Genomic DNA, 20,581 nt, shown 5'->3' with positions numbered 1-20,581 from the left:
CTCCCCCTGGGCGCAATGGGGGGGGGGTTTTTGGTTGGGCCAGCGGGGCTCCTTGGCGCGTACAACCCGGGGGGTCCACCGACATAGCCCGGTCCCCCCGACCGGACCGGTTCTCGTGACTGCGCCTCGTCAGTCACTGTAGACACCCACTCCCTCGTGCAGCGAGTAACCCCACAGGTTCGCGTTGCGGGCCGTGGACGCGATGCGGCAGCCCGGCCCGGGACACCGGCGAACCGTGCCGCGTCCAGGCCGCCCGCCGCCTCCCGCGGGCGGTGTAGCCGGAGAGGCCACCAGTCGGTCCTGCCGGCTGGTGCGAGACCGGTCCGAGACCGGTCCGTTCCAGCTCCGCCGACAACCCCAGCGGAGCGGTCAGGTCCGCGGAGCCGCCGTGTCGTCGGTCGGGGCGGACGAAGGCGGCGGGGGCGCGGTAGCGAAGGAGACCCCGGAGAAATCCCGGCCTTGTACCACCGGGGCGTGGAAGGTGCCGCCGCTGATGGTGCTGGTCACCTCGCCGTCGCCGGTGCGGACCACTCTGGCCTGGTCGTGCCACTGCTGCAGGCCGGTGCGGAAAGGCGCGTCCAGGGTGGCCCGAACCGCCAGGGCAGTGCTGAGCGCGTTCGCCCGCTCCGGACCGGGTGCCTCCTCCAGTGCCGCCAGTTCTGCCTCCCCCGAGGACACCGCGGGCACGCCGTCGGCACGATGGAGCGGGCGGCGAACCAGTGCGCTCAGTCCGGACCACGCCTGCTTGCCGGCCTCGCCCCCGGCACCGCCGGCCAACGCCGCCAGCAAGACCATCGAAATCGGCTCCACCGCGCCTCACCCCTGTCATCCATGCGGATCGCAGCCCACGCTACGGGCAACGTGCCTCCGCCCGAAGGCGAACGGGACAATTCCGGCTGCTGTCCACCGCAGCCCACGAGCCGCCGGTGTGTGTCACGGCGTCGTGACGGAAGGCCGCACTGCGGGCACACGCTCCACGCCCACCCGCCGGTCGGGACCTGCCGTGACGGTCAACGCACCTTGTCGACGAAATCACGGACGTCGATGATGAGCAGTAGGTCCGCTGGAGGCGGTCAACGCCTCACTGGACTCCCCGCCCCCTCCCCGCGCCGACGACGGGCCACGCTCGAGGTGGTCGCGGTGCTGCTGACGCGGTGCGCGGAGACCGACAGGACCTTCTGGGACTGCGAAGTCCGCTGCTGTGCACGGCGATTCCCGAACCGAGTGATCAAGTACGACCCATCGCTCGACGCCGGACGGTCAGACCAAGCTAGGGCGGTGCCCCGCGGGACGGGTCCGGCCGCTCGACGGTTCGGCGGTCGAGCGGGTCGGACGCCGGTGCTCGGGGTGAGGTCAGATGAGGCCCTGGGCCAGCATCGCGTCGGCCACGCGCTCGAAGCCGGCGATGTTGGCGCCGGTGACGTAGTCACCGGGGGCGCCGTAGCGTTCCGCCGTCTCGTACGCGACGTCGTGGATGGCGCGCATGATCGCGCCGAGCTCGTCCTCGACGCGCTCGGCGGTCCAGGCGGTCCGGGCGGCGTTCTGGGTCATCTCCAGGGCGCTGACCGCGACGCCGCCCGCGTTGGCCGCCTTGCCCGGGCCGAAGGCGACTCCCGCCTCATGGAAGATGTGCACCGCCTCGGGGGTGGTGGGCATGTTGGCGCCCTCGGAGACGGCCTTGACGCCGTTGCGGACCAGGGCCAGGGCGCCCTGTGCGTCGAGCTCGTTCTGGGTGGCCGACGGGAAGGCGACGTCCGCGGCGACGTCCCAGACGCGGCCGCCGGCGACGTAGCGGGCGGAGGAGCCGCGGCACGCGGCGTACCGGCTGATTCGGGCCCGCTCGACCTCCTTGACCTGCTTGAGCAGGTCAAGGTCGATGCCCTTGTCGTCCACGACGTAGCCGGCGGAGTCGGACGCGGTGATCGGGTGGGCGCCGAGCTGCTGGAGCTTCTCGATCGTGTGGATCGCCACGTTGCCGGAGCCGGAAACCACGGCGGTCTGGCCGTCCAGAGCGGCCCCCTTGCGGGCGAGCATCTCGGCGGCGAACAGGACGCTTCCGTAGCCGGTCGCCTGCGGGCGGATAGCGGAGCCGCCCCAGCCCTGGCCCTTGCCGGTGAGGACGCCTGCCTCCCACCGGTTGGTGATGCGCCGGTACTGCCCGAAGAGGTAGCCGATCTCCCGGCCGCCGACCCCGATGTCACCCGCCGGCACGTCCGTGTGCTCACCGATATGGCGCTGGAGCTCGGTCATGAACGACTGGCAGAACCGCATCACCTCCGCGTCGGAACGGCCGTGCGGGTCGAAGTCGCTGCCGCCCTTGCCGCCGCCGATGCCCAGTCCGGTGAGGGCGTTCTTGAAGACCTGCTCGAAGCCGAGGAACTTCACGACGCCGATGTTGACGGACGGGTGGAAGCGCAGGCCGCCCTTGTAGGGGCCGAGTGCGCTGTTGAACTCCACCCGGTAGCCCCGGTTGACGTGGACGGTGCCCTCGTCGTCCTGCCACGGCACCCGGAAGATGATCTGACGCTCGGGCTCCACGAGGCGCTCCACGACCCCGGGCTCCGCGAGCTCGGGACGGACGGCGAAGACGGGGACGAGCGTCTCCAGCACCTCCCGCACCGCCTGGTGGAACTCCGGCTGCGCCGGGTTCCGGCGCTCCAGCTCGGCACGGAGCGAAGCCAGTCTGTCCTTGGGAGCGCGCGGGGCCTTCTGGTCCTTCACGGGGATGTCCCTCTCACTGGTCGGGGGTGTCCTGGATGCTCGTACGGATTGCTTTGGTCGGGGTCGGCGAGGCCTACGGGTACGGCCACGTCGTACACGTCCGGGCCGGGGGAACGGTGGTTTCGTGACGTCCCCGCCGGCCGGAGGGGGACCGGTGGGCAGGGAACGGCGCCGATTGGATCTTGCTGGCCGAACGGTCCGGGCAGCCTATTCCGCGGCTTCCGACCAGCCATGAACCTCTATCCGAAGACCACAAAAAGACGCAGCAGCGGGACATTCGACCACCCGCTCGGACATCTTCGAACGGGGGAGCGTTCGCGCACGGGCGCGGAGCGGCTGGGGTAACCGCCGCGCACACGGTTGGACATCGCCCCACCTCCCTCCGTGGCGTGTCCTCGGCATGCGGAATCAAGCGTCACCACGCGAAGGCGTCGAGCCCTCGGCTCGGGCTGAAGTCCTTGGTCCAGCCGGTGAAGAAGCGGGGGACGTGCCCGCGCCGGCCTTGGTGGCGCCGAACTGGGCGCGTCCCCAAGAGACGGGCTCGATCCACCCGGAGGCGGTGCATCCACTCGAAATCGACCCGCGTACGCCCAGCCCCGCTGCGGCTTTCCTGGGCCGATCCGCTCATGCGTGTCCACGTACTGTTGGGCAGACGGAACGGCTGTGGAGAGGAAACACCTTCATGTCCCGGAGCGAGGGGTCGGGCGGGCAGCTTGATGAGCTCGCCGCGTTCGCACTGGTGCACGCAGGTGACGCGTCTGCGGAGGGCGGAGGCGCGGGCAGCGGAGCCGTGTTCGTTTTCGCCGACGACATCGAGGACCGGTACCTGTACACCTTCGCGGACCTTGCCGAGGCCCGCGAGCACCTTGCCGACCCGACGCACGGATACCTCCGGTGCGCGGTGGCCTGGCGACCAGGCCCGGAGGTGCTCGCCGTTCAGGCCCAGGAGATCGGGAGCAGTGGTTCCTTCACGCTGACCCGGCGCTGCGTACCGGAAGGGCCAGTCGGCGAGGTCGTGCGCACCGAGGGGACCGGAGCGGTGCTGCCCCCCTGGGGACCGGCGGCGAAGACGAAAGCGGAGCCGGGCGATCTGGGGGCGCTGGCGGACCTGGAAGGCGGGCTCGAGCGGGCCGTCGACTCCGGGGAGGGGCTGGTGGAGGCGGAGGGCCGGCTGCGCAGTTGGGTCGGCCGCGCAGGCGAGGACGACTGGGTGGCTGCCGAGAGGTGGTTGCGCAGTCGCATTCCGATCGGGGACGAGCGCGACGCGGCAGATGACGTGCCTCCGGAGGGAGCCGCGGGCGGGGCCCGTGCGGCGGAACGGTACGCGATCACCTTCCACGATGACGACGCCCCGACCGGACCGGTGGCGGCCCTCGCCGCATGGGACAGGGTCGCCCCTCAGGCCCGCGAGGTCCTGGGCCTGACCGTCGCCCCGGCAGACGGGACGGTCGTGGAACATCCGGTGAGCGGTGTACGCCTGGCCCTGGACCGGACGTCGGGCAGGTACGAGCTGTGGGTGCCCCTGCCGTGCGACAACGCCGCGCCGGCGACAGTGGCGCTGGAGCAGCTCTACCAACTGGCGTTGACCGTCCAGTTGGAGACCGGCCGGCGCGCCGTCGACCCGCAGGCCGGACGATATGTCGACCAGCTCGGCGGAGCCACGTGGGCACGCCGGTTCGGCCTGTTCGCCCGGGCCATCCGTTCGTTGCGCCCAGGCTGGCCCTAACGGCCTTGTGCGGTCCGAACCCGGTCCTTCCAGCCTCGCTGGACGGACGCTGGTGTCGCGGAGGTGGCGCAGCAGCCCTTGCCCTACCAGGCGTCGCGGCCTTCCTTGACGGCGAAGGCGGCAATGACCAGGGCGGCGAGGGGTCGGCCCAGGGCCGGCCGAAGGGGCTGGTGGTGAGTGGACCGATGAGGAGGACGGCGGACAGGTGGGTGCACGGCAGGGTCTGCTCGGAGTCCGCGACCGCGGAGGCGGATCCGAGTTCGCGTCCCGCCCTGCCCTGCCCTGGGCGATGGACGGGAAAGGGCCCCATGGCCGAGGACAGGGCGGCCAGGGCAGTGCCGATGGTCGAGTGGGTTCGGCCTCGCCCGTGCCGACGAGAACTCGTACGGACTCGACGGTGACATAGGCGGCGAGGGTGAAGAGAAAACGGGAGCGACCGAGCCCGCAGCCGTGCAGCGGCCGCCCCGGGCAAAGCGCAGCACAGCTCCCCCGTCCGGTGGAGGCGGATCTGCGGATCGTGCTGCGGTCCGATGCCGGACGGCAGCCGCCGGTGCGACGGTCTGGGCATGAGCGATTTTCTGCGACCGAGCGCCGAAAAGCCGTTTCGGAACGGGTGTCCGCCGCGTGTGCACCTCACCCCCGCGGCAGCGGCCCGCGCCGCAGTCGGGTGGGCGCTCGCGTACGCGGGATCCGGCCTGGTGTGTGTGCTGACCGGCGCGCCCGCGTTCGCGCGCCCCCGAAGTCGTCGAACTGGGGCAGTGTTCGCGGTCAGTGGCCCGCTGGCTGATTTGTGTGGACGATCGCGCTATACCCCCTGGGGAAGTTCACGCAATTCCCCAGGTCCTGGCTGGCTTGAGGGCTAGGTTGCGCCGGGCAGCCCCAGGGCGATCATGAGGGCTGAGGAGAGCTCTTCCGCGAACAGAGCCGACCCGGTGAGCGTCTGCCGGATGGCTTCCTCGTCGGGCGTCAGGCCCGCAGCGGCCGACCAGGCGAGAGCGCCGGCCACGGCCGGTTCGATGGGAAAGTGCTCCAGAGGTATCTCGTAGCTCTTCGCCATCTCCCGGTTGAGTAGTCCCTCCCAGCTGTCGCCGTCCGGTGTGAGGGCCTCGATGAAACCCAGATCGCTCTCGAGGAAGGACACCGTGACAGCCGGTTGCCCCGTTCGCTCGACCAGGTTCGCAAGGCTGCGCCGTCCGGCGTCGGCGAAGCCCGTGACCTGCCAGCCCTCCGCCAACGCCTCCGTGTCGTCGATGCCCGCAAACCCGGCTGCCCGCATGAGCTGGTGCAGTTCCCCCGTGGATCGGGTCGTCAACGATCCGCCTGAGTTTCCCATGGTGCGCAAGTTAGCCGATGCCTCTGACAGGCCACGTCACGCCGTTGTGACGTCGGCGTGGGAAGCCATGGACGGGCGGACCCTGGTGCGCCTTGTCGGCCAAGACCAACCCCTGTTCACGGGCCCCGGCGGCGTGCTGACGGGCGCGGACGATCCTGGAGTCGACCGTGACGGCCCAGTCGAGGTCGCCCTCGGCGTCGGCCTGGGCGAGCAGGGCGGTTGAGACCTTCTCCCAGGTGCCGTCGGCCGCCCACTGCCGCAGCCAGTCGTGGGCGCACTTCCACGACCCGAAGTGCTCGGGCAGGTTCTTCTACGGCGTCCCGGCGTGGTACTTGGACGCGATCGCGTCGATCACTAGGGCGCGCCGGCTCTCGCTGAGTGCGGCGTACGCCTCCTCCGCGCTGGCCGACACCGCGGCGAACGTGCCATCGCCCACCCGGCAGTCGGCGGTGGTCAGGACACTGCCGCGGTCCCGCTCCCAGGTGGACAGCAGGGCGTGCGAGAGCAGGGGGAGCCCGCGCACGCCGTAGTCCCACGCACGGTGCTGCGGATCTCGGCGATGTTGAGCGCCCCGACCACGATCTGGCCGCGCTGCAGGGTGGTGGCTAGGGCGGGCTTGTGGAGGGCCCCGGGCGTAGAAGTCGGCGCGCAGCGCGCCCAGGACGTGCACGTGGGAGGTACGCCGCGAACCGGTCTCTTCTCCGTGCGCCGCGCGCCCCGGCGAACGTTGCTGCGCATGCCGCCCCCGCCGCGTTTTCCCGAGGCCGAGCACCCGCCCTCAGCTCAAGGTGCGTGGGCCGTACGGGTGGATCGGGCCCGGGCGGCGTCCGCGTGTGCCGGCAGCCGTTGGTGTGTGGAGTCTGATGGACTGCGGGTGACCCGCCGCGTCCCGTTCACCGTGAACCGGCGCTCGCGGAGGTCGGCGGGAAGAGAGCGGGGCCGGCATGAACGAACACGCACGGATCGACGTCCACCAGCACGTGATCCCGCCCGAGCGCAGTGGCGCGATCGCCGACCGCGCCGCTGCCCTCGGCTGGCCGGTGCCCGCATGGGACCGGCAGGGCGCGATCGCGATGATGGACCGCCGTTCGATCGCCACCGGCATCCTCTCCTACGCCGCTCCGCTCGGGGCTCCTGACGACGTCGAGGGGGCCCGCGCCGCGGCCCGGGACGTGAACGAGTTCACGGGAGAGCTGGTGAAGGACCGGCCCGACCGGTTCGGCAACTTCGCCGTCCTCCCCCTGCCGGACGTGGACGGAGCGCTCGCCGAGGCCGCCCACGCCTTGGACGTGCTGGGCGCCGACGGTGTGACGGTCCTGTCCAACGCCCACGGACGCTACCTCGGAGACCCGGAATTCGAACCGCTCTGGGCCGAGCTGGACGCGCGCGCGGCGGTGCTCCTCGTCCACCCCACCGCGCCGCACGGTGCGATGGTCCCGGGGCTGCCCAGCCCACTGGTGGACTTCCCGTACGACACCGCCCGCACCGCCCTGCACCTGGCCGTCGCCGGTGTCCCGGGCCGGTACCCCCGGCTGAAGATGATCCTCCCCCACGCGGGCGGCTTCCTGCCGTACGCCGCCCACCGCTTTGCGGCCGCCGCCCGGCTTCGCCCGGGCACCACGCCCGAGCACCTCCTGGCCGAGCTGCGGCGCTTCTACTTCGACACGGCGTTCTGCGCAGGCCCCGCCTCACTGCCCTCGCTCCTTGCCTTCGCCGAGCCCGGACAGGTCCTGTACGGCAGCGACTTCCCCATGGTCCCCGAGGAATGGTGCAGCGGCTTCGATGACGGGCTGGACGGATACCCGCACTGGGAGGACGGGCAGCTCCACGCCGTCCACCGAGGCAACGCCGAGTCCCTCTTCCCCCGTCTCGCCCGGGCCTGACCGCCTCGGGCCGGCCACGCACGCGCGCAGATTCCCTCCGCCGGTCGTCGTGCGGCGCGCACCCGGTCGCCCGTCGGACTCACACTCGCGTACGGGTACGCTGGTCGGCCGGAATGCCATTCACGGAGAACGATGCGTGCTGGACTGCGCACGTTCGTGCGCCTGAGCTTCGGCGGCAACTGGCTGTCGGGGTCCATCCGGGCGAGGTGGCGACGGTCCGACGGCGTCAGGAGCGCCGCGCAGGGTGGCCTCCCGGACAAGGTGGCGTGACCCCGTACCCGCCGGCATCGCGACGATGGTGCCGCGGCCGCCCAACGTGAGCGCCAACACCACGGCCACGCCACGCCGAGCCGGCCACGCCGAGCCGGCCGAGCCGGCCAGCCGCCCGGCCGGTGGTCGACCTCTCGTAAGAGCCGCCGGCCGCCGCGACGTGGCCGCACGGTTGGGACGCGACGCGACGCGACCGGCGCGGACCGGGGCTTCACCCCGTGCGGTGACGGTGGCTGCGACTCCGATCGCCGAGCTGGCTGCCCGAGGGGCGGCGACGTGCGAACGTGTGATGATCACAACTACGGGAAGTGGCTGGAGGGGAACGGGAACCATGAGCGGCGCGAGCTGCCCGCAGTGCGGGACCATCGATCTGGTGCGCAGCGTGCGCGCCGTCTACGAGGAACAGACCGGTACCTACGCGGGCGTGTCGACCGGCTACTCGTCGGGGACCGGTTTCGCGCCGGGTGTGGGGCCGGTCGCGGTCTTCGGTCGTTCGACCGTCCACACCTCGGGGGTGTCGAGCACCCTGCTGGCGCAACAGCTGGCGCCGCCGCCCCAGCCGATCCTGGAACGACAGCGTGGCGGGTGCGCGCTGGCTGTGCTCTGCGCCGTGCCGGTGGTCGTGGCCCTGATGACGCTGCCCCTGCTCGCCAGCGGCAAGCCCGGCGCGGGGCACAACGCCATGATCTTCTGGGGTGTGCTGGGCCTGCCCGCCTTGGCCGGCGCCGTGGCCACACTGTTCCACCGTGCGCTGGCACGGCGGAGCGCCAGAAAGCGGTTCCAGGCGCAGACGGCTGCCTTCCCCGCGCTGTTCGCGGTGTGGGAGGCGGCATTCACCTGCGGGCGCTGCCACCTCGCGTACCTGCCGGCCGGGCCGTTCGCCCCGGCGGGCCCGCGCTCCGTCCCGGTGCCCGGCTTCCAGCAGCTGGTGTGGACCGTGGCGCAGCAGACTGCCGGCCCCGCCACCCGTTTCTGACGCCCTGCCGACACCGGACGGAACGACCGGGGCGCGTTCTCAGACGACGCCCCCCGGTGAGCCCGCCGCCCCCGGGCCGCAGGCCGCCCCCACCACCGACTGCAGCCGGCCCACGCGACCTCAACGTACCCCGTCCTGGCGGCGGTCACGAAGGTCGTACTCGTGGCAGATCACCCGCTGTCGGGCCGATCGGAACCGACGAACAAGGGAAAGCTGCACCGCCCGGTCGGCCCGTGCGCGGGGAGGCCGCGGGGGTCCACCGAACCGTGTTCGTCTCCCTCGATCATTTCAGGTGGGGCATCAATGCGCATGCGTTCACGCGCCTGGATCCCGGTCGCCGCGGGCCTGCTCGCCGTGGGCGCCGTCCGGCGTACGGGGCTGACACGTCGTCGGCCGGGCCGGCGGCAGGTTCCGTGCAGCACCCCGTGCCGGGACCTCGATGCCCTGGGTGGTATCCGCAGCAAGGCGACCGCCATCGACGGCAACACGATCGTCGGCAGCTCACTGACGAGTGAACACGCCGCCGAAACAGCCTTCGCGTACGCCCAGCGCAGGCACACCACGACCGATCTCGGCACGCTGGGGCACTCCAGCATGGCGACCGGGGTGCGCGGGGACTACGGGGTCGGGGAATCGGACCTCTCGCCCGACGGCCCGACACATGGGTCCACCTGCGACCTCCGCACCCGCCGACTCGTCGACGTCAGCACGCTGGGCTGCAGCAGCACCAAGATCAAAGGCGTCGGCCGGCGCCGCCCCGACGACGACCCCAGCGGCCCGTCACGGCGGTGCACGGCTCCGGCACCCCGGTCGTACGGCCGGACGCTCGCGGAGGCCGGCGCATCCGCTCCGGTGGGAGCGGAAACGCCCGGCATGGGCTTGTCGGCCATCGCCGAGGTCCTGGCCGACGATGGACCGGCAGCCGCCCTCGCGGCCCCTGCGACGGGTGCACGGGCGGGAGGAGGGCCCGGGGGACATGTACATGGACGACCCCCGCTTCACCGGCATGTACGACGACGCAGCGGGGGCGACGTTCGCCCGCGAGGCACTCCACGCGTACGCGCGGTCCCGGATGTGGAGCGCACCGCCACTGCACCAACGGGCCGCGAGGCAGGGGATGTGCTGAACCTCGGACCGGCCTCCGAATGGCTCGCCGAGGAAGGGTGATGGAAATGTTCGCGGGGAGAGCGGCGCGGCTGGTGGCCAGCGACGACGGTGAGGAGCCCTGAATCTGAGGTAACGCCTATGGTTCGCCCATGAGCGTTCCCGAAGTCATCCCGATCAGACACGAGCCCGACTACCGCACGAGCACCATCGGGCGGTGGCAGGGCGGCCAGTTCTTCGCGTCCGTCACGGCGGCCTTCCCCGAAGGCTGGAGCGGTGACGACTGGCAGTCCCACAAGCGCTGGTGCGCCGTGCTCCATCGCTTCAACGAGGCCGGTAAACATTTGGACTCACGTATTCAGTTCACCGGAACCACGGCGGACGGTGAGGAGAAGGTGATCACAGCAGCCCGGCGACTGCTTGATGAGTGGCTGGATGCCCTGCCGGAGCGGCAGTACCAGGACATCGCAATCGCACCCTTCGAGGTCCGGTTCGAGGGGGCCCTGTTCGGTCTGATCCCGGAGGAAGACGAGGACGAGGAGGGCGAGGACACCGACCGCGTGTGGATGGAGTTCTATCCTGACGAGCTGGGCTTCCAGGCTCCCTGGGACGGTAGCTACGACACCTGACCCGAGCAGGCGAGGAGCCGCGGGCCCTCCCGGGCGGCTGCCCGGCCCCGGGCAAGCCGACGGACCATCACGCCGATTCAACGCCCAGCGGATCACCGTCTCCGAGCGTGCGGGGCCGGTGCCTCATAGTCCCGTGCGAGGCTCCGGTGGGCGGTGATCCACGACAAGGTCCGCTCGATCCCCCCACGCTTGAGCCGGACCAAGAAGCCGCGCTGGCCTGGCTCGTTGCACACGATCTCAGCTCGCGGCCGAGGATCCGGGCGGTCCGCTGCCCTGCCGCCGCGCTTGCCCTGATGGCCACCACGCGCGCGGGAGGGGCGGACCCGGCCGCCGCCGAGACCACCCTGAGCACGGTCAACCTGGTGGCCGGTGCCAACCTCCACCACAACACCGCGACGGTGAACTAGGAGCGCATCGACGGTGCGGTGAACTCAGTCAAGGTCACCTACGTGCTGATCACCTCCGGCGAGCGTGACTGCGCCTGGGTTCAGTGGAACGACCCGAAGGCCGGCGGGGACGGCTGGACCTCCTTCACCCCCGAGCCCTCGTTCTACGGCATCGGCATGGGTGAGACGCGCGCGGTCATCATCAAGGCCCCGTCGAGCCACCCGCTCGAGGTGCGCCTGGCCGCCTATCACTCCGACAGCGCCGGCGTGATGCACAAGAACATCGCGCAGCTCTAGCCCCGCGGACGGAGGGGACAGTCGGCCCAGACGGTCTCAGGCGGTGTGTGCGGCAGTGGCTGAGGTCGAGCCGAGTGGCAGGACCGCCCGTTCGTGGGGGAGGGAGCGGCGCGCCGAACTTCGTGGTGCGGCCCGGCACGCTGTGGCGGCCCTGCGCTGGTCTTCGGCCATCGTGCGGTTGTGGGCATGCCAGGCGCACGACGTTGTGTCAGACGCCATCCGCTCGTCGATCACGGGGCTGGTCTGGTCGCACAGGGTTCCTGATCGGGTGTGCCACCGCAGTGGCGGCCCAGCACCTCGTGGGGAAGCGAAGGCCCGCCGCCTGCCCCGGTCGAGCCGCGCCCGGCGGTGTGTGGGGGACAGGCCGGGCAGGATGCTGGGCGGTCCGATCCACCTGGTCGGCCGGACGGGCCGGCTCCACGCTTCGCTCAATCGCAGTTACTCAGCGCGGCCGCCCTCGGTGCCCAGGACGGGCGGGGGAGAGGATGCGACGCTGGAGTGAAGGGCCCGCGAGTGGAGGTCCGAGCGAGTCTCGTCCGTCCGGGGCCCTCTCCTTCGGCCTGGCGACCGTGTCCCGTCGCGGCTCAACGGATGCGACGCAGCATCGTGCGGTCAGTCTGTGAGCCCGCCGGCGGGGGGCACCGCTCACCGAGCGGCGCCAGGCGGCCTTACCGCGTGGATCCGGCCCGCCGGGACCAGGACCGTGCGACCAACCCTGAAGGCAGGTGCGTCCCATGCGCACGTCGATCCGTATCGCCGGTGCCCTCACCGGCCTGACCCTCACCCTCGGTGGTGCGCTCCTCGCCGCTCCCGCGGTCCGGGCGGACATCGCCGCCTGCACACAGATGGCCGAACTGGCCGGTGCCACCGCTTCCGACTCCGTCACAGCGGCCTGCACCCGCGGAGTGGTCGGAGACCTGCAGAGTTGTGTGACCGGGCTGACCGGAGCCGGAGTGGCGGGCGGCGCCGCGACCGGTGCCTGCCGGGCGGCGGCCCACGAACCGCGTTAGAGGACTGGCGCGGCCGCCGCCCGCCGGCACCGGTCGAAGGCAGGTACGGCCCGATTCCTCCTCCTCAGCCCCCGGTCTGCCCGGACACAACGCGGCCGGCTGGGCAGTCTCGACGCCAAGGACATCGACGTCCCCCCCGCTCCTACCGAAGCGCACGCGGCATACCGGTGCGACCGGTCGACGTCGGTGACGTCATGCCCCTCCAGGGTCGGGCAGTCACCGCCCGGCGCGGCGCCCAGCCTCGCCTCGCGTGCCAAATGCGGAGCATCCATGCTGAGTAAGAGGGCGCCGTCGTCTTGAGACTTGTCCTTCCTTCCCGAGGGCCGAACGAAGGCGCCTGAGAGGAGGAGGAAGTCATGCGCATGCGAAGAATCCTGGGTCTCGCCCTGGCCGCGGCAACCCTTGCCGGGGTGAGCGCCGTCGGCGCTGTCAGCGCCGGGGCCGCCTCGTCCCCGAACATCTCCAGAGACGACTGCACGGCCGCCGGCGGACAGATCATTTCACGCCCCTACGCCGGCTATGCCTGCGCGCTTGCTGACGGGACCACGCAGGCCATCACTTGACCATCGGCGCACGGCTGGGCAACCGGTCCGGCCGCTGCACCCGGCGCGGTGGGTATGGCGGTACGGCACCCGGTCCACCGTCGGGTGCATCGCCCACGTGACGCTCGGTCGGGGAGAGCGCGGCGTGGTCCGGGGACTTCGCCAATTTGGAGGGCGGCGAAGTCGGAGTGGGCCCGTTCGACGGCTTCGGGGTACGCCTCGCGCTTGGCGTGCTCGGCCAGCGCCCGGTAGATGCTCGCCACCGAGGGTTCTGTCCCTTGCGCTTGTCGGTGGGGATGATCAGGTCGGGCTGGATCTGCTCGACGGACTCGCCACCTGCGCGGCGCCGGAGCACGGTGTGCAGCAGGTCGTCGGTGATGACCGGGGGCCGGCCGCCATGCTGCCCCTGCGGGCCGCGGTGTCGAGCCCTTCGAGCGTCGACTCCCGGATGTTCTCCCGCTCGGTCTCCGACATCGCTGCGAGGAACGCGAACGGCAGCTTGCCGGGCCCGGTGGGGTCGTAGACGCCGGGCAGGGGTCCGGCGAGCATCTCCAGGACCAGGCCAGGGGCGGTGAGGTGGTCCGCCAGGGCGGTGAGTTCGGCGGCGTCGCGGCCGAGCCGCTTCATCTCGTACACGGTGAAAATGACGCGGCAGTGCGGGGCGTGCGCCGTGACCTCCCGCGCCGTCCGCAGCGCCTCCTCGAACCGGGGACGGACTGGCACCCGGGTGCTGATCTTCTCGCTGAAGATCTTGTCGCGGGGGATGCCGTGCTTGCTGAGGGCGTCCAGCTGGGAGTCGAGTTCCTGGCTGAGCGTCGAGCAGCGGGCGTAGCGGATGCGGATGTCCGCGCTGGGCAGGTCCGGGTCGATCGGTGCCGGCGGCGGGGTGCCCGGCCGCCACGGCCGCCACGGCCGCCACGGCCGCCACGGCCGCCACGGCCGCCACGGCCGGCCCGGACCGCGGTGCGCCGGGGTCGGCACCCGCAGGGCCTTCTTCGGCCGGGCCACCATGGTGAAGCGGCGGGTGTGGTAGGCGGAGGCGACCGCGCCGCCGCGCGAGCGGCAGGGCGAGCCGGGCTGTGCGTCACACTTCGGACAGGCGTGCTGTTCGACGTCGTCGGCGTCCGACCGGTCGGACGGGGAGGGCTGCTGAGGACCCGTCATGGGTCCAGATTTTCGCACCATGCAAGTCTCAGAAGGGGGTCCGTCCCCGCTTTTGAGTGAGAACGGGCTCTGCGAACGAATCCGGGTGCGGCGGGGTCCGGCGGCCGGTTTCGGCAACGATTTCCGCCTGCTGGGGGTCGTAGCGCCAGGCTGATGGCGATCTACTGCGGCCGATGTCCGTCTCGCATGCCCTTCTCCGGGATACCGGGACCGGTACCCCGGAGAAGGGTGAGGGGCGGGGGCAGACGGTTGGGCGTCGGTCAGGCGGTCTTGGTGAACGTGTGGAGGTGTTCGCGGAGGAAGGTGTGCAGTGTCCTGGCGGGGCGGCCGAGGACGGTCTCGATGGTGTCGTTGGGAGATTCCGGGCGGGCGATGGCCAGTTGCTGGATCTCTACCACGTGGCTGGCGAGCCAGGGCGGCATATGTGCGGTGGACAGGAGGTGGCCGTGGAACTCGCTCGGTGGCAGGTCGATGTAGCGAACGGGGCGGCAGGTCAGCTCGCCGAGTAGACCGGCGAGCTCGGGGTGGCTGAAGGCCCGCGGGCCGGTCAGGGTGTAGGTGGCGCCGGCAAGGCCGGGGCGCAGGAGGGTCTCGGCGGCGACGTCGGCGATGTCTCGGACGTCGATGTAGTTACAGGGTGCCTCGCGCATGGCCCCGATGAGTACGCCCTCGGCGATCGCTGGGGCATTCAAGAGCAGCTTCTGCATGAATGCGTAGGGCCGGAGCAGCGTAGCCGTCATTTCGGTTGTCGCCAGGTGTTCCTCGACCCGCCAGTGGCTGCGCGAGATGGCCACCGGTGAGGCGGGCTCGGCTGCTGGGGCGGAGAGTTTGACCACGTGCCGTACCCCGCAGCGGGCTGCGGCGTCTATCACGTTGGTCTCCAGCTCGGCTTGACGCGGGCTGTTGGCCATGGCGAGGAACAGTTGCGTGGATCCCTCGAACGCGTCGCGGAGCGTCTGAGGGTCTGCGGCGTCCGCACCGACGATCTCGACTGGCGTGTTCGTGCCGATGGCGGCGCGCAGATTGTCGGGCGTACGGCTGACGGCGCGGCAGGGGACTGCGAGTTCGATGAGGCGCCGGAGCAGGGCGCTGCCGGTGGCGCCGGTGGCGCCGATGATGGTGATCACAGTGTGCCTTTCGTGAGTGAGGGGTCTGAAGAATCAGATGGGAAGGGCTGGGTCAGGCCTGTTGCCGAGATGTCGTGCCGTGCCACCGCCAGGTGACGATGGCGGTGGCCAGACTGGCCGACATGGGCAGGTCGATCCGCAGCCGCTCCAGCCATCCGGCATCGGGCACCGGTGTGTGCGACGGCAGCCAGTCGGATCCGAACCATCCGGCCAGGCCGGCGATTCCGGCCGCCGTAATGGCAAGTCCGAGGGTGAGTACCGGTCGCGGCGCCGAGGCTGTCCAGCGTCGGGGTCGGCCCCGGCGGTGCAGCCATGCGCCGACGATGCAGGCCGCCAAGGCCGATGTGGCCCCGATGGAGGTGAAGGCGGCCCTTGTGAGTTCGGGCTGGCCGCTGAGGAATCCGCCGAGCCCGGCGGTGAGCGCGGGGGCCAGGTAGGCGGTCGCGACTTCCTTCCACAGGGTGAACGGACGCATGGCGAAACAGCGCTGGGCGGTTCTGGGAGGGGGACTCATGTGACTCCTCAAAAATAATTAGCTGGCTAACTAGCTGATTAGGCGGCTAACTACTGGGGCGTGGGAAAGGGCGCCGTGCGGTCGAGGCGGCCGCCCGCGCGCGGAAGTGATGCCGCAACTATTCGGCAGTCAATGCGCCGATGCGCTGAGTGATCCGCTCCAGGAGGTCGAGGAACAGCCCGCGTTCGTCGGCGGCCAGTCCACCGACCAGCGCCTCAAGCCGTGCGAAGTGGTCCGCGGCCATATCGCGCAACCGCTGGCTGCCGCGGGCTGTGAGTACGACTACTGCGCCCCGCCCGTCCTCCGTTGAGGCGCGGCGAGCCACCAGACCCTCTCGCTCCAGGCCAACGACCAGGCCGGTCACTGTGGCGCGCGAGACGCCAAGACTCTTTGCGAGCTGCGACGGCGACTTCTCCCCGTCGCTGTCCTCGAGATCCACCAGGAGGCGGTAGCGCCCGGTCGACAGCCCGGAACGCGCAAAGTGCACTTCGGACGCCCGGTCCAGGCGCGCCCCGGCAGCCATCAGGCGCACCGCGACAAGCACCGCCTGCGGGTCGGCCTCAAGCCCGTACCGTGCGATCTGCTTCCGCGCCTGTTCGAGCGTGGGTGCAGTGCCGGGGTTCGCATCCTCGTCACTCATGAGAAGTAATATGGCGACTAACTATCTGCCGGTCAAGTCGCCGAGGAGCCTCGCAGCCGCAGACTCCGGACGGCTCCGCCCCGACTGCAGCCCACCGCGCCCGGGGGCCTCACGCAGACCTGGTCATCGGTGCCCTGAACGAGCGTGACGTGCCCGGTCGTCTACGGTACCCGGCCGGCGTTTGCGCGGGGCTGTCTGATCGCCCGCCCCGCCCAGTCGTACGCGGCCCACTCCTCCGCCGCCCCTTCACCTGCTGGGCGACATACGACACCGCCGACACCGGGATCTCCCCGGCGCCCTCCGGGAACCGGGTCTCCACCTCGAAGAACTTCAGCAACAGCGCGAACCCCAACCGGTTCGCCCCCGACTTGTTCCGCAGCCGCTCCTGGTCCTCCTCCAGCAGCGCCCAGACCTCGATCAGGTCCTCCGGCTCCCACTCCTGCCGCACCCCAAGCTCCCTCAGGTCGCCATGACCGGACCAACCTCGCCGAGCAAGGCACCCATGAGCCCAGAAGATCAAAAACGCCGACAAGCACACCCCAGTTCCGCTACAGAGAGCTACTTGTCACTTCGCATTAGCTTCGGGAGAACAGGGCCTCCCCTAACGCCTTCTGCTTCGCAGCCCCGTCCTCCTCCCGTCACCGTTCCTCCTGCTCCCACCGTTCCAGCTCGATGCGCCGCTTCATCTCCTGGTTGGCTTGGTACTGCTCACGCCACGTCGTGAACAACGAGGATCCTCCCCTTCCGCCGGGGCGGTCACCGGCCCACCCGCACTCCCTGAGCGTCACATCGGCCGCCCGTGTCCCGTCTCAGCGAAGTTGGCCGGCGGCAAGCTTTTGACCCGGGCGGACCTGGTTGTTGACGGGTGGCGTCGGCTGTCGGCCATGCGCGCGTTGCTGGACGGCCCATACTGCCCCCCATGGTTCCAGCTCGCTCCTGAACCCGAGCAGGTAGGCGGCAGCGATGCGGCGCTGTTCGGCAGATGCTGCGCGGGCGGTCCTCGCGGAGGCGATCAGTTGGGCGGCTACCGCTCCGCCCGCTCCCAGGGCAGGCGACGGCAGGCGGACGGGTACGAGAGAGTGCCGTGGCCCCCGGCCCGTCGCGGGACGCTGTTCCCAATCTGAGTGTCATCAGAACTTCGATCTGGCACCGCGGTGTGGCGGAGCAGCTGCTCCGCTGGCGCGAAGGGCTTCCCAGGAGGTGGTGCCCTGTGCGAAAGCTCGCTGCTGCGGGACCACAGGCAGGCACTCGGCTTGTCGTTCAGCGGAACAGGGCCGCGCCGGCCGGGCCGTTCCGTCCGTCAACGACAGGATGAACGGGGTTCGCTCACGCCCGAGTCCATCGACGGCCGGAGTATCGGCCGGTCACTTGCTCGCGTTGAAATCAAAAACGATGGCACCGTCGAGGAGCGGCCGGACGGAATTCTTGAACGACTCGTGTGCCGCGTCATAGAACTCCGGGTCGGTGACAACGGGTTTTCCCACGTAATAATTCCGATCACCTTCGGAGGCGAACGTCAGGATCCAGCCCCTTCACCACTCGTCTGGACGCCTGAATCCAGGGACATGATGTAGGGCTTCCCGTCGCGGGTTGCCTGCGTCCTGAGAGAACGGAACCGCTTCATGGTCTCCGTCTGTTCTTCCGAGGACGTATCCGGCTTGAACTTGAACAGAACGATATGCTGAACCCTGCCCGGTTTGTAGTCCGCTGCAGTGAACTCCTCCGCACCGACGCGCGACAGCTCCTCACGCAGAGCCTTCGCCGCGTCCTTGTCGACCTGTTCCGCCGGGGCGGAAGCGGCTGCTGCCGAGGTGCTCGCATCGCCGCCTGATGCTCCATTGTTTTCCGTAGCGCATCCTGTGGATGCGGCCACGGAAACCGCACTCGCCATGAGGAACTGCATGACCGCAGATCGCTTCCGTGCGGTCATGAACGATTCTTCACATGAAGCGACTTGATGTATTCACGCCTGATGGACATGTGCAGCCCGACCCGACCTTCCATGGACGACGAACGCGCCGTTCCGTCACCATTTCGCATCGTAGTCGCTATCAGGCCGTCCATACCGAGGACACCTGCCGGAAGCAGGATAATCTTTCAGGTGGAGGCGAGCGCGAGGGAAGTCCCCAGGGCGGCGAGAATCGTGCCGATCACGCGGTTGAGGCCGGCATGGCGGCGCAGCGTGCGCTCGCTCCACGGCCGCGGTGTACGGTTCGGCGGCGGCAGCGCCGGTGGTGGGGAGGGCCCAGGCGGCCCCGAGTCCGAGTCCGAGTCCGAGTGTCAGCATTTCGCGTCGGTGTACGTCCGCCCCTTCGGCCAGGTCATGGGTCGCCACGTCCAGCACACCACATAACCGGGCCAGCGCGATTCGGTCCGGCGGGATCTTCCCCCGTTCCACTCGCGACACCCACGACGCCCAATAGCCGACCCCGGCTCCGAGCCTCTCCTGACTCCACCCCTTGAGCACCCGCGCACGGCGCAGGCTCTGCCCCGCGGCACCGTCCCTGGACGAAGTTTGCCGATCCACGCACGCTTGTGCAGGGTCCGGACCGGGCATGGCCCGCGCCCGCCTCGGAGGCGTTCACTGACTGTCAGCACCGCCTTTCCAGCAGACCGACCCGCGCCGCTGTCCAGCCAGGGGCCCAGGGGGAAGCCGTCGTGGGGGACACCCTTGCGCACCGACAACACCGACGAGTCCATCCGCTACACCGCCGACGTCGTCCTCCTCGCCGCAGGGCACGTCCTGCTGATCGAGCGGGGCTGGGACCCGTACGCGAGGCGCTGGGCGCTGGGCGCTGGGCGCTGCCAGGAGTTCATGAGGCAAGTGCGTTGTCGGGCAACGAGGTGTCGGCTGCTCCACTGGTCCCCAAGGCCTGGGCCGGAGTAGGGACGCGGAGGCCCCGCACGGAACCGGGAGGTCGAAGGGTCACGTGCGGGGCCGCTCACGGGGCGTGGGCCGTCAGACTCCGATCAGGGTGTACGTACCCGTACCGTCTTGCCTGCCGCTGGAGTACTGCCGTATGAACTCTCCGTCCGCGTACCGGTCGTGGCCCATCATGGAGCCGGTGTACTTGTTCTGCACACCGATCTTCGAGCTGCCGGGTACGTCGCGGTAGATGTAGAACCGCTGGAGGTCGTCCTCCGTGCAGGGAGCCGTCTGCAGGACCGCCTGTTCGGTGGCCGCGTTCTGCGCGGCGATGGTCGCGCACCCGCCGTTGCCCCAGTTCCACAGGGACGCCTCGATGACCCCGTTGTGCTCCGTCACGTTGCACAGTCGCCAGTTGTCCAGGTGGGCGCTGAAGATCGTCGAGGGCCGCAGGCGGACACCGTCGGCCGCCAAGAGCGGCGCGCCCCAGGACAGGGGCTTGCCGGGTACGGCGATCTTGTAGGCGCCGGGCTCGCAGTTGAGAGCGGCCCGCGCGCTACGCCCGGTGGCCTTGGGCTGTTCGGCGGACGTGCCGCTGGTGAGAGCCGGGCGCTGCACGAGGTGGTCCCGGTTCTGCTTCGCCGTCGGCGCCACCGCACCCGCCGGGTGCTCGGCCTGCGCGGCGGCCGAGCCGCAGTCGAGGAGGTCTTGCGCCTTGGCCATGATGCTGCCTGCGGGCACGTTGTCCTGGCAGCGCACCGCGCCTTCCTCCAGGGTGGTGTAGGTGGTGAAGCTGCCGCTGCCCGGCCCCTCGATCCACTTCAACGCCCAGCTGCCATCGCTCTGTTGGGCGCGGTTGCAGTTGAGGCTTCCGTACGTCCCGGTGACCTTCTTGGTGCCCTTGTAGACGCCGTAGTAGCCGGGCTGGTTGAAGTTCCACGTGACCGAATTCGACACGCTGCTGGTGGAGGAGTAGTTGACCTGTACGTTCAGGCCCAGGCTCGCGCCGACGGTGCCGAGGGTCTCGACGGCGAAACTGCCCTGGACGTTGCCGTTGAGGCCGACGGAGACCGAGATTGTGGTCTGCGTGCTGGTGCTGATTGTCTGGTTGCCGGTCGTGCCCTCGGTGACGTACCAGCCCTTGAAGTGGGTGATCGTCGGCGACACTTCGGTGGTCTTGATGTACGGGTGGCGTGTCCCGAGGTCGGCCGCCGTACAGGTGTCGCCGGGCCGGGGCGCCGTCGTGTTGGTGGGCGTTGCAGCAGCCGGTGAGGCGGCAAGGCCCATGGCGGTGGGAGCGACCGGGGGCCCCCAGGCGGGCGCCCCCATGGGGGTTGTGGGACAGGGGGGGGGCGGGGGGATTGGGGGGTGGGTGTGGCATGTGTGAGGGGTG

At 70.4% G+C, this 20,581-nt stretch carries 22 protein-coding genes and 2 pseudogenes; 10 read left to right on the top strand and 14 right to left on the bottom strand.

The window, feature by feature from the left end; all coding sequences use genetic code 11:
- Window positions 1-369: 369 nt before the first annotated feature.
- Both ACFV7Q_RS32730 and gdhA read right to left on the bottom strand, forming a co-directional pair.
- Entirely contained in the window at window positions 370-795 is a 426-nt protein-coding gene (locus tag ACFV7Q_RS32730; RefSeq protein WP_385434114.1) for a hypothetical protein, read from the bottom strand.
- Between the two features lie 558 nt (window positions 796-1,353).
- Window positions 1,354-2,721, bottom strand: coding sequence for an NADP-specific glutamate dehydrogenase (gene gdhA, locus ACFV7Q_RS32725; protein WP_385434112.1), 1,368 nt, complete (start codon window positions 2,719-2,721; stop codon window positions 1,354-1,356).
- A 682-nt stretch (window positions 2,722-3,403) separates the two neighbouring features.
- Between gdhA and ACFV7Q_RS32720 the strand changes: the two genes are divergently transcribed.
- On the top strand, window positions 3,404-4,447 hold the full coding sequence (locus tag ACFV7Q_RS32720) for a hypothetical protein (protein WP_385434110.1): 1,044 nt from the start codon (window positions 3,404-3,406) through the stop codon (window positions 4,445-4,447).
- Window positions 4,448-4,533: 86 nt separating this feature from the next.
- On the opposite strand, the pseudogene ACFV7Q_RS32715 reads toward ACFV7Q_RS32720, so the two are convergent.
- Together ACFV7Q_RS32715 and ACFV7Q_RS32710 are read right to left on the bottom strand one after the other, a co-directional pair.
- Window positions 4,534-4,867, bottom strand: a pseudogene (locus ACFV7Q_RS32715) (cation transporter); the annotation flags it as partial.
- Between the two features lie 439 nt (window positions 4,868-5,306).
- Complete coding sequence (locus ACFV7Q_RS32710; protein ID WP_385434108.1) at window positions 5,307-5,723, bottom strand: hypothetical protein; 417 nt, start codon at window positions 5,721-5,723, stop codon at window positions 5,307-5,309.
- Window positions 5,724-5,742: 19 nt separating this feature from the next.
- Here ACFV7Q_RS32710 and ACFV7Q_RS32705 point away from each other — a divergent pair, with 19 nt between their 5' ends.
- Complete coding sequence (locus ACFV7Q_RS32705; protein WP_385434106.1) at window positions 5,743-6,003, top strand: hypothetical protein; 261 nt, start codon at window positions 5,743-5,745, stop codon at window positions 6,001-6,003.
- Window positions 6,004-6,090: 87 nt separating this feature from the next.
- Here ACFV7Q_RS32705 and ACFV7Q_RS32700 read toward each other — a convergent pair whose 3' ends face one another.
- On the bottom strand, window positions 6,091-6,303 hold the full coding sequence (locus ACFV7Q_RS32700) for a hypothetical protein (RefSeq protein ID WP_385434104.1): 213 nt from the start codon (window positions 6,301-6,303) through the stop codon (window positions 6,091-6,093).
- 421 nt (window positions 6,304-6,724) lie between these two features.
- Here ACFV7Q_RS32700 and ACFV7Q_RS32695 point away from each other — a divergent pair, with 421 nt between their 5' ends.
- The 4 genes from ACFV7Q_RS32695 to ACFV7Q_RS32680 all read left to right on the top strand — a co-directional run bounded on the left by ACFV7Q_RS32695 (window position 6,725) and on the right by ACFV7Q_RS32680 (window position 10,642).
- Entirely contained in the window at window positions 6,725-7,663 is a 939-nt protein-coding gene (locus ACFV7Q_RS32695; RefSeq protein WP_385434102.1) for an amidohydrolase family protein, read from the top strand.
- 601 nt (window positions 7,664-8,264) lie between these two features.
- Window positions 8,265-8,909: a hypothetical protein gene (locus ACFV7Q_RS32690; RefSeq protein ID WP_385434100.1), complete on the top strand. Its 645-nt coding sequence runs from the start codon at window positions 8,265-8,267 to the stop codon at window positions 8,907-8,909.
- 976 nt (window positions 8,910-9,885) lie between these two features.
- The gene (locus ACFV7Q_RS32685; protein ID WP_385434098.1) at window positions 9,886-10,035 is read left to right on the top strand and encodes a hypothetical protein; all 150 of its coding nucleotides are present in this window, start codon (window positions 9,886-9,888) and stop codon (window positions 10,033-10,035) included.
- Window positions 10,036-10,165: 130 nt separating this feature from the next.
- The gene (locus ACFV7Q_RS32680) at window positions 10,166-10,642 is read left to right on the top strand and encodes a hypothetical protein (RefSeq protein ID WP_385434096.1); all 477 of its coding nucleotides are present in this window, start codon (window positions 10,166-10,168) and stop codon (window positions 10,640-10,642) included.
- Here ACFV7Q_RS32680 and ACFV7Q_RS32675 read toward each other — a convergent pair.
- Window positions 10,630-10,881 (bottom strand): annotated as a pseudogene (locus ACFV7Q_RS32675) (hypothetical protein); the annotation flags it as partial. The gene ACFV7Q_RS32680 and the pseudogene ACFV7Q_RS32675 overlap by 13 nt on opposite strands.
- Before the next feature lie 186 nt (window positions 10,882-11,067).
- Here ACFV7Q_RS32675 and ACFV7Q_RS32670 point away from each other — a divergent pair.
- From ACFV7Q_RS32670 to ACFV7Q_RS32660, 3 genes are all read left to right on the top strand, one after another.
- Complete coding sequence (locus tag ACFV7Q_RS32670; protein WP_385434094.1) at window positions 11,068-11,325, top strand: hypothetical protein; 258 nt, start codon at window positions 11,068-11,070, stop codon at window positions 11,323-11,325.
- Window positions 11,326-12,059: 734 nt separating this feature from the next.
- Complete coding sequence (locus ACFV7Q_RS32665; RefSeq protein ID WP_385434092.1) at window positions 12,060-12,335, top strand: hypothetical protein; 276 nt, start codon at window positions 12,060-12,062, stop codon at window positions 12,333-12,335.
- 356 nt (window positions 12,336-12,691) lie between these two features.
- A complete protein-coding gene (locus ACFV7Q_RS32660) occupies window positions 12,692-12,898 on the top strand; it encodes a hypothetical protein (RefSeq protein WP_385434090.1) in 207 nt (68 codons plus the stop codon).
- Window positions 12,899-13,177: 279 nt separating this feature from the next.
- Here the strand turns inward: ACFV7Q_RS32660 and ACFV7Q_RS32655 are convergent, their stop codons facing one another.
- The 7 genes from ACFV7Q_RS32655 to ACFV7Q_RS32625 form a co-directional block, all read right to left on the bottom strand.
- Complete coding sequence (locus ACFV7Q_RS32655) at window positions 13,178-14,041, bottom strand: recombinase family protein (protein WP_385434088.1); 864 nt, start codon at window positions 14,039-14,041, stop codon at window positions 13,178-13,180.
- A 260-nt stretch (window positions 14,042-14,301) separates the two neighbouring features.
- On the bottom strand, window positions 14,302-15,168 hold the full coding sequence (locus ACFV7Q_RS32650) for an NmrA family NAD(P)-binding protein (RefSeq protein ID WP_385434086.1): 867 nt from the start codon (window positions 15,166-15,168) through the stop codon (window positions 14,302-14,304).
- A 52-nt stretch (window positions 15,169-15,220) separates the two neighbouring features.
- On the bottom strand, window positions 15,221-15,682 hold the full coding sequence (locus tag ACFV7Q_RS32645) for a hypothetical protein (RefSeq protein ID WP_385434084.1): 462 nt from the start codon (window positions 15,680-15,682) through the stop codon (window positions 15,221-15,223).
- Window positions 15,683-15,800: 118 nt separating this feature from the next.
- Window positions 15,801-16,322, bottom strand: a complete 522-nt coding sequence (locus ACFV7Q_RS32640) for a MarR family winged helix-turn-helix transcriptional regulator (RefSeq protein WP_385434082.1) — start codon at window positions 16,320-16,322, stop codon at window positions 15,801-15,803.
- A 109-nt stretch (window positions 16,323-16,431) separates the two neighbouring features.
- On the bottom strand, window positions 16,432-16,770 hold the full coding sequence (locus ACFV7Q_RS32635; RefSeq protein WP_385434079.1) for a DUF4158 domain-containing protein: 339 nt from the start codon (window positions 16,768-16,770) through the stop codon (window positions 16,432-16,434).
- Between the two features lie 1,068 nt (window positions 16,771-17,838).
- Window positions 17,839-18,252: a Dabb family protein gene (locus tag ACFV7Q_RS32630; RefSeq protein ID WP_385434077.1), complete on the bottom strand. Its 414-nt coding sequence runs from the start codon at window positions 18,250-18,252 to the stop codon at window positions 17,839-17,841.
- 96 nt (window positions 18,253-18,348) lie between these two features.
- Window positions 18,349-18,879 carry a helix-turn-helix domain-containing protein gene (locus ACFV7Q_RS32625; RefSeq protein WP_385434075.1) on the bottom strand — a complete coding sequence of 177 codons (531 nt, stop codon included), beginning with the start codon at window positions 18,877-18,879 and terminating at the stop codon, window positions 18,349-18,351.
- Window positions 18,880-18,993: 114 nt separating this feature from the next.
- Here ACFV7Q_RS32625 and ACFV7Q_RS32620 point away from each other — a divergent pair, with 114 nt between their 5' ends.
- Window positions 18,994-19,209 carry a hypothetical protein gene (locus ACFV7Q_RS32620; RefSeq protein WP_385434073.1) on the top strand — a complete coding sequence of 72 codons (216 nt, stop codon included), beginning with the start codon at window positions 18,994-18,996 and terminating at the stop codon, window positions 19,207-19,209.
- A 72-nt stretch (window positions 19,210-19,281) separates the two neighbouring features.
- Here ACFV7Q_RS32620 and ACFV7Q_RS32615 read toward each other — a convergent pair whose 3' ends face one another.
- The gene (locus tag ACFV7Q_RS32615; RefSeq protein WP_385434071.1) at window positions 19,282-20,517 is read right to left on the bottom strand and encodes a hypothetical protein; all 1,236 of its coding nucleotides are present in this window, start codon (window positions 20,515-20,517) and stop codon (window positions 19,282-19,284) included.
- Between the last annotated feature and the right edge of the window lie 64 nt (window positions 20,518-20,581).

The organism is Streptomyces sp. NPDC059851 (genome assembly GCF_042732005.1).
Lineage (GTDB): Bacteria > Actinomycetota > Actinomycetes > Streptomycetales > Streptomycetaceae > Streptomyces.
This window is presented reverse-complemented; position numbering and strand designations above follow the sequence as displayed.

Coding starts and splice junctions, on each gene's coding strand:
- ACFV7Q_RS32690 (WP_385434100.1), top strand. CDS start 8,265: ATGAGCGGCGCGAGCTGCCCGCAGTGCGGGACCATCGATCTGGTGCGC.
- ACFV7Q_RS32665 (WP_385434092.1), top strand. CDS start 12,060: ATGCGCACGTCGATCCGTATCGCCGGTGCCCTCACCGGCCTGACCCTC.
- ACFV7Q_RS32640 (WP_385434082.1), bottom strand. CDS start 16,322: ATGAGTGACGAGGATGCGAACCCCGGCACTGCACCCACGCTCGAACAG.
- ACFV7Q_RS32730 (WP_385434114.1), bottom strand. CDS start 795: ATGGTCTTGCTGGCGGCGTTGGCCGGCGGTGCCGGGGGCGAGGCCGGC.
- ACFV7Q_RS32625 (WP_385434075.1), bottom strand. CDS start 18,879: ATGCCCGGTCCGGACCCTGCACAAGCGTGCGTGGATCGGCAAACTTCG.
- ACFV7Q_RS32655 (WP_385434088.1), bottom strand. CDS start 14,041: ATGACGGGTCCTCAGCAGCCCTCCCCGTCCGACCGGTCGGACGCCGAC.
- ACFV7Q_RS32685 (WP_385434098.1), top strand. CDS start 9,886: ATGTACATGGACGACCCCCGCTTCACCGGCATGTACGACGACGCAGCG.
- ACFV7Q_RS32710 (WP_385434108.1), bottom strand. CDS start 5,723: ATGCGGGCAGCCGGGTTTGCGGGCATCGACGACACGGAGGCGTTGGCG.
- ACFV7Q_RS32630 (WP_385434077.1), bottom strand. CDS start 18,252: ATGACCGCACGGAAGCGATCTGCGGTCATGCAGTTCCTCATGGCGAGT.
- ACFV7Q_RS32645 (WP_385434084.1), bottom strand. CDS start 15,682: ATGAGTCCCCCTCCCAGAACCGCCCAGCGCTGTTTCGCCATGCGTCCG.
- ACFV7Q_RS32660 (WP_385434090.1), top strand. CDS start 12,692: ATGCGCATGCGAAGAATCCTGGGTCTCGCCCTGGCCGCGGCAACCCTT.
- ACFV7Q_RS32720 (WP_385434110.1), top strand. CDS start 3,404: ATGTCCCGGAGCGAGGGGTCGGGCGGGCAGCTTGATGAGCTCGCCGCG.
- ACFV7Q_RS32615 (WP_385434071.1), bottom strand. CDS start 20,517: ATGGGGGCGCCCGCCTGGGGGCCCCCGGTCGCTCCCACCGCCATGGGC.
- ACFV7Q_RS32695 (WP_385434102.1), top strand. CDS start 6,725: ATGAACGAACACGCACGGATCGACGTCCACCAGCACGTGATCCCGCCC.
- ACFV7Q_RS32680 (WP_385434096.1), top strand. CDS start 10,166: ATGAGCGTTCCCGAAGTCATCCCGATCAGACACGAGCCCGACTACCGC.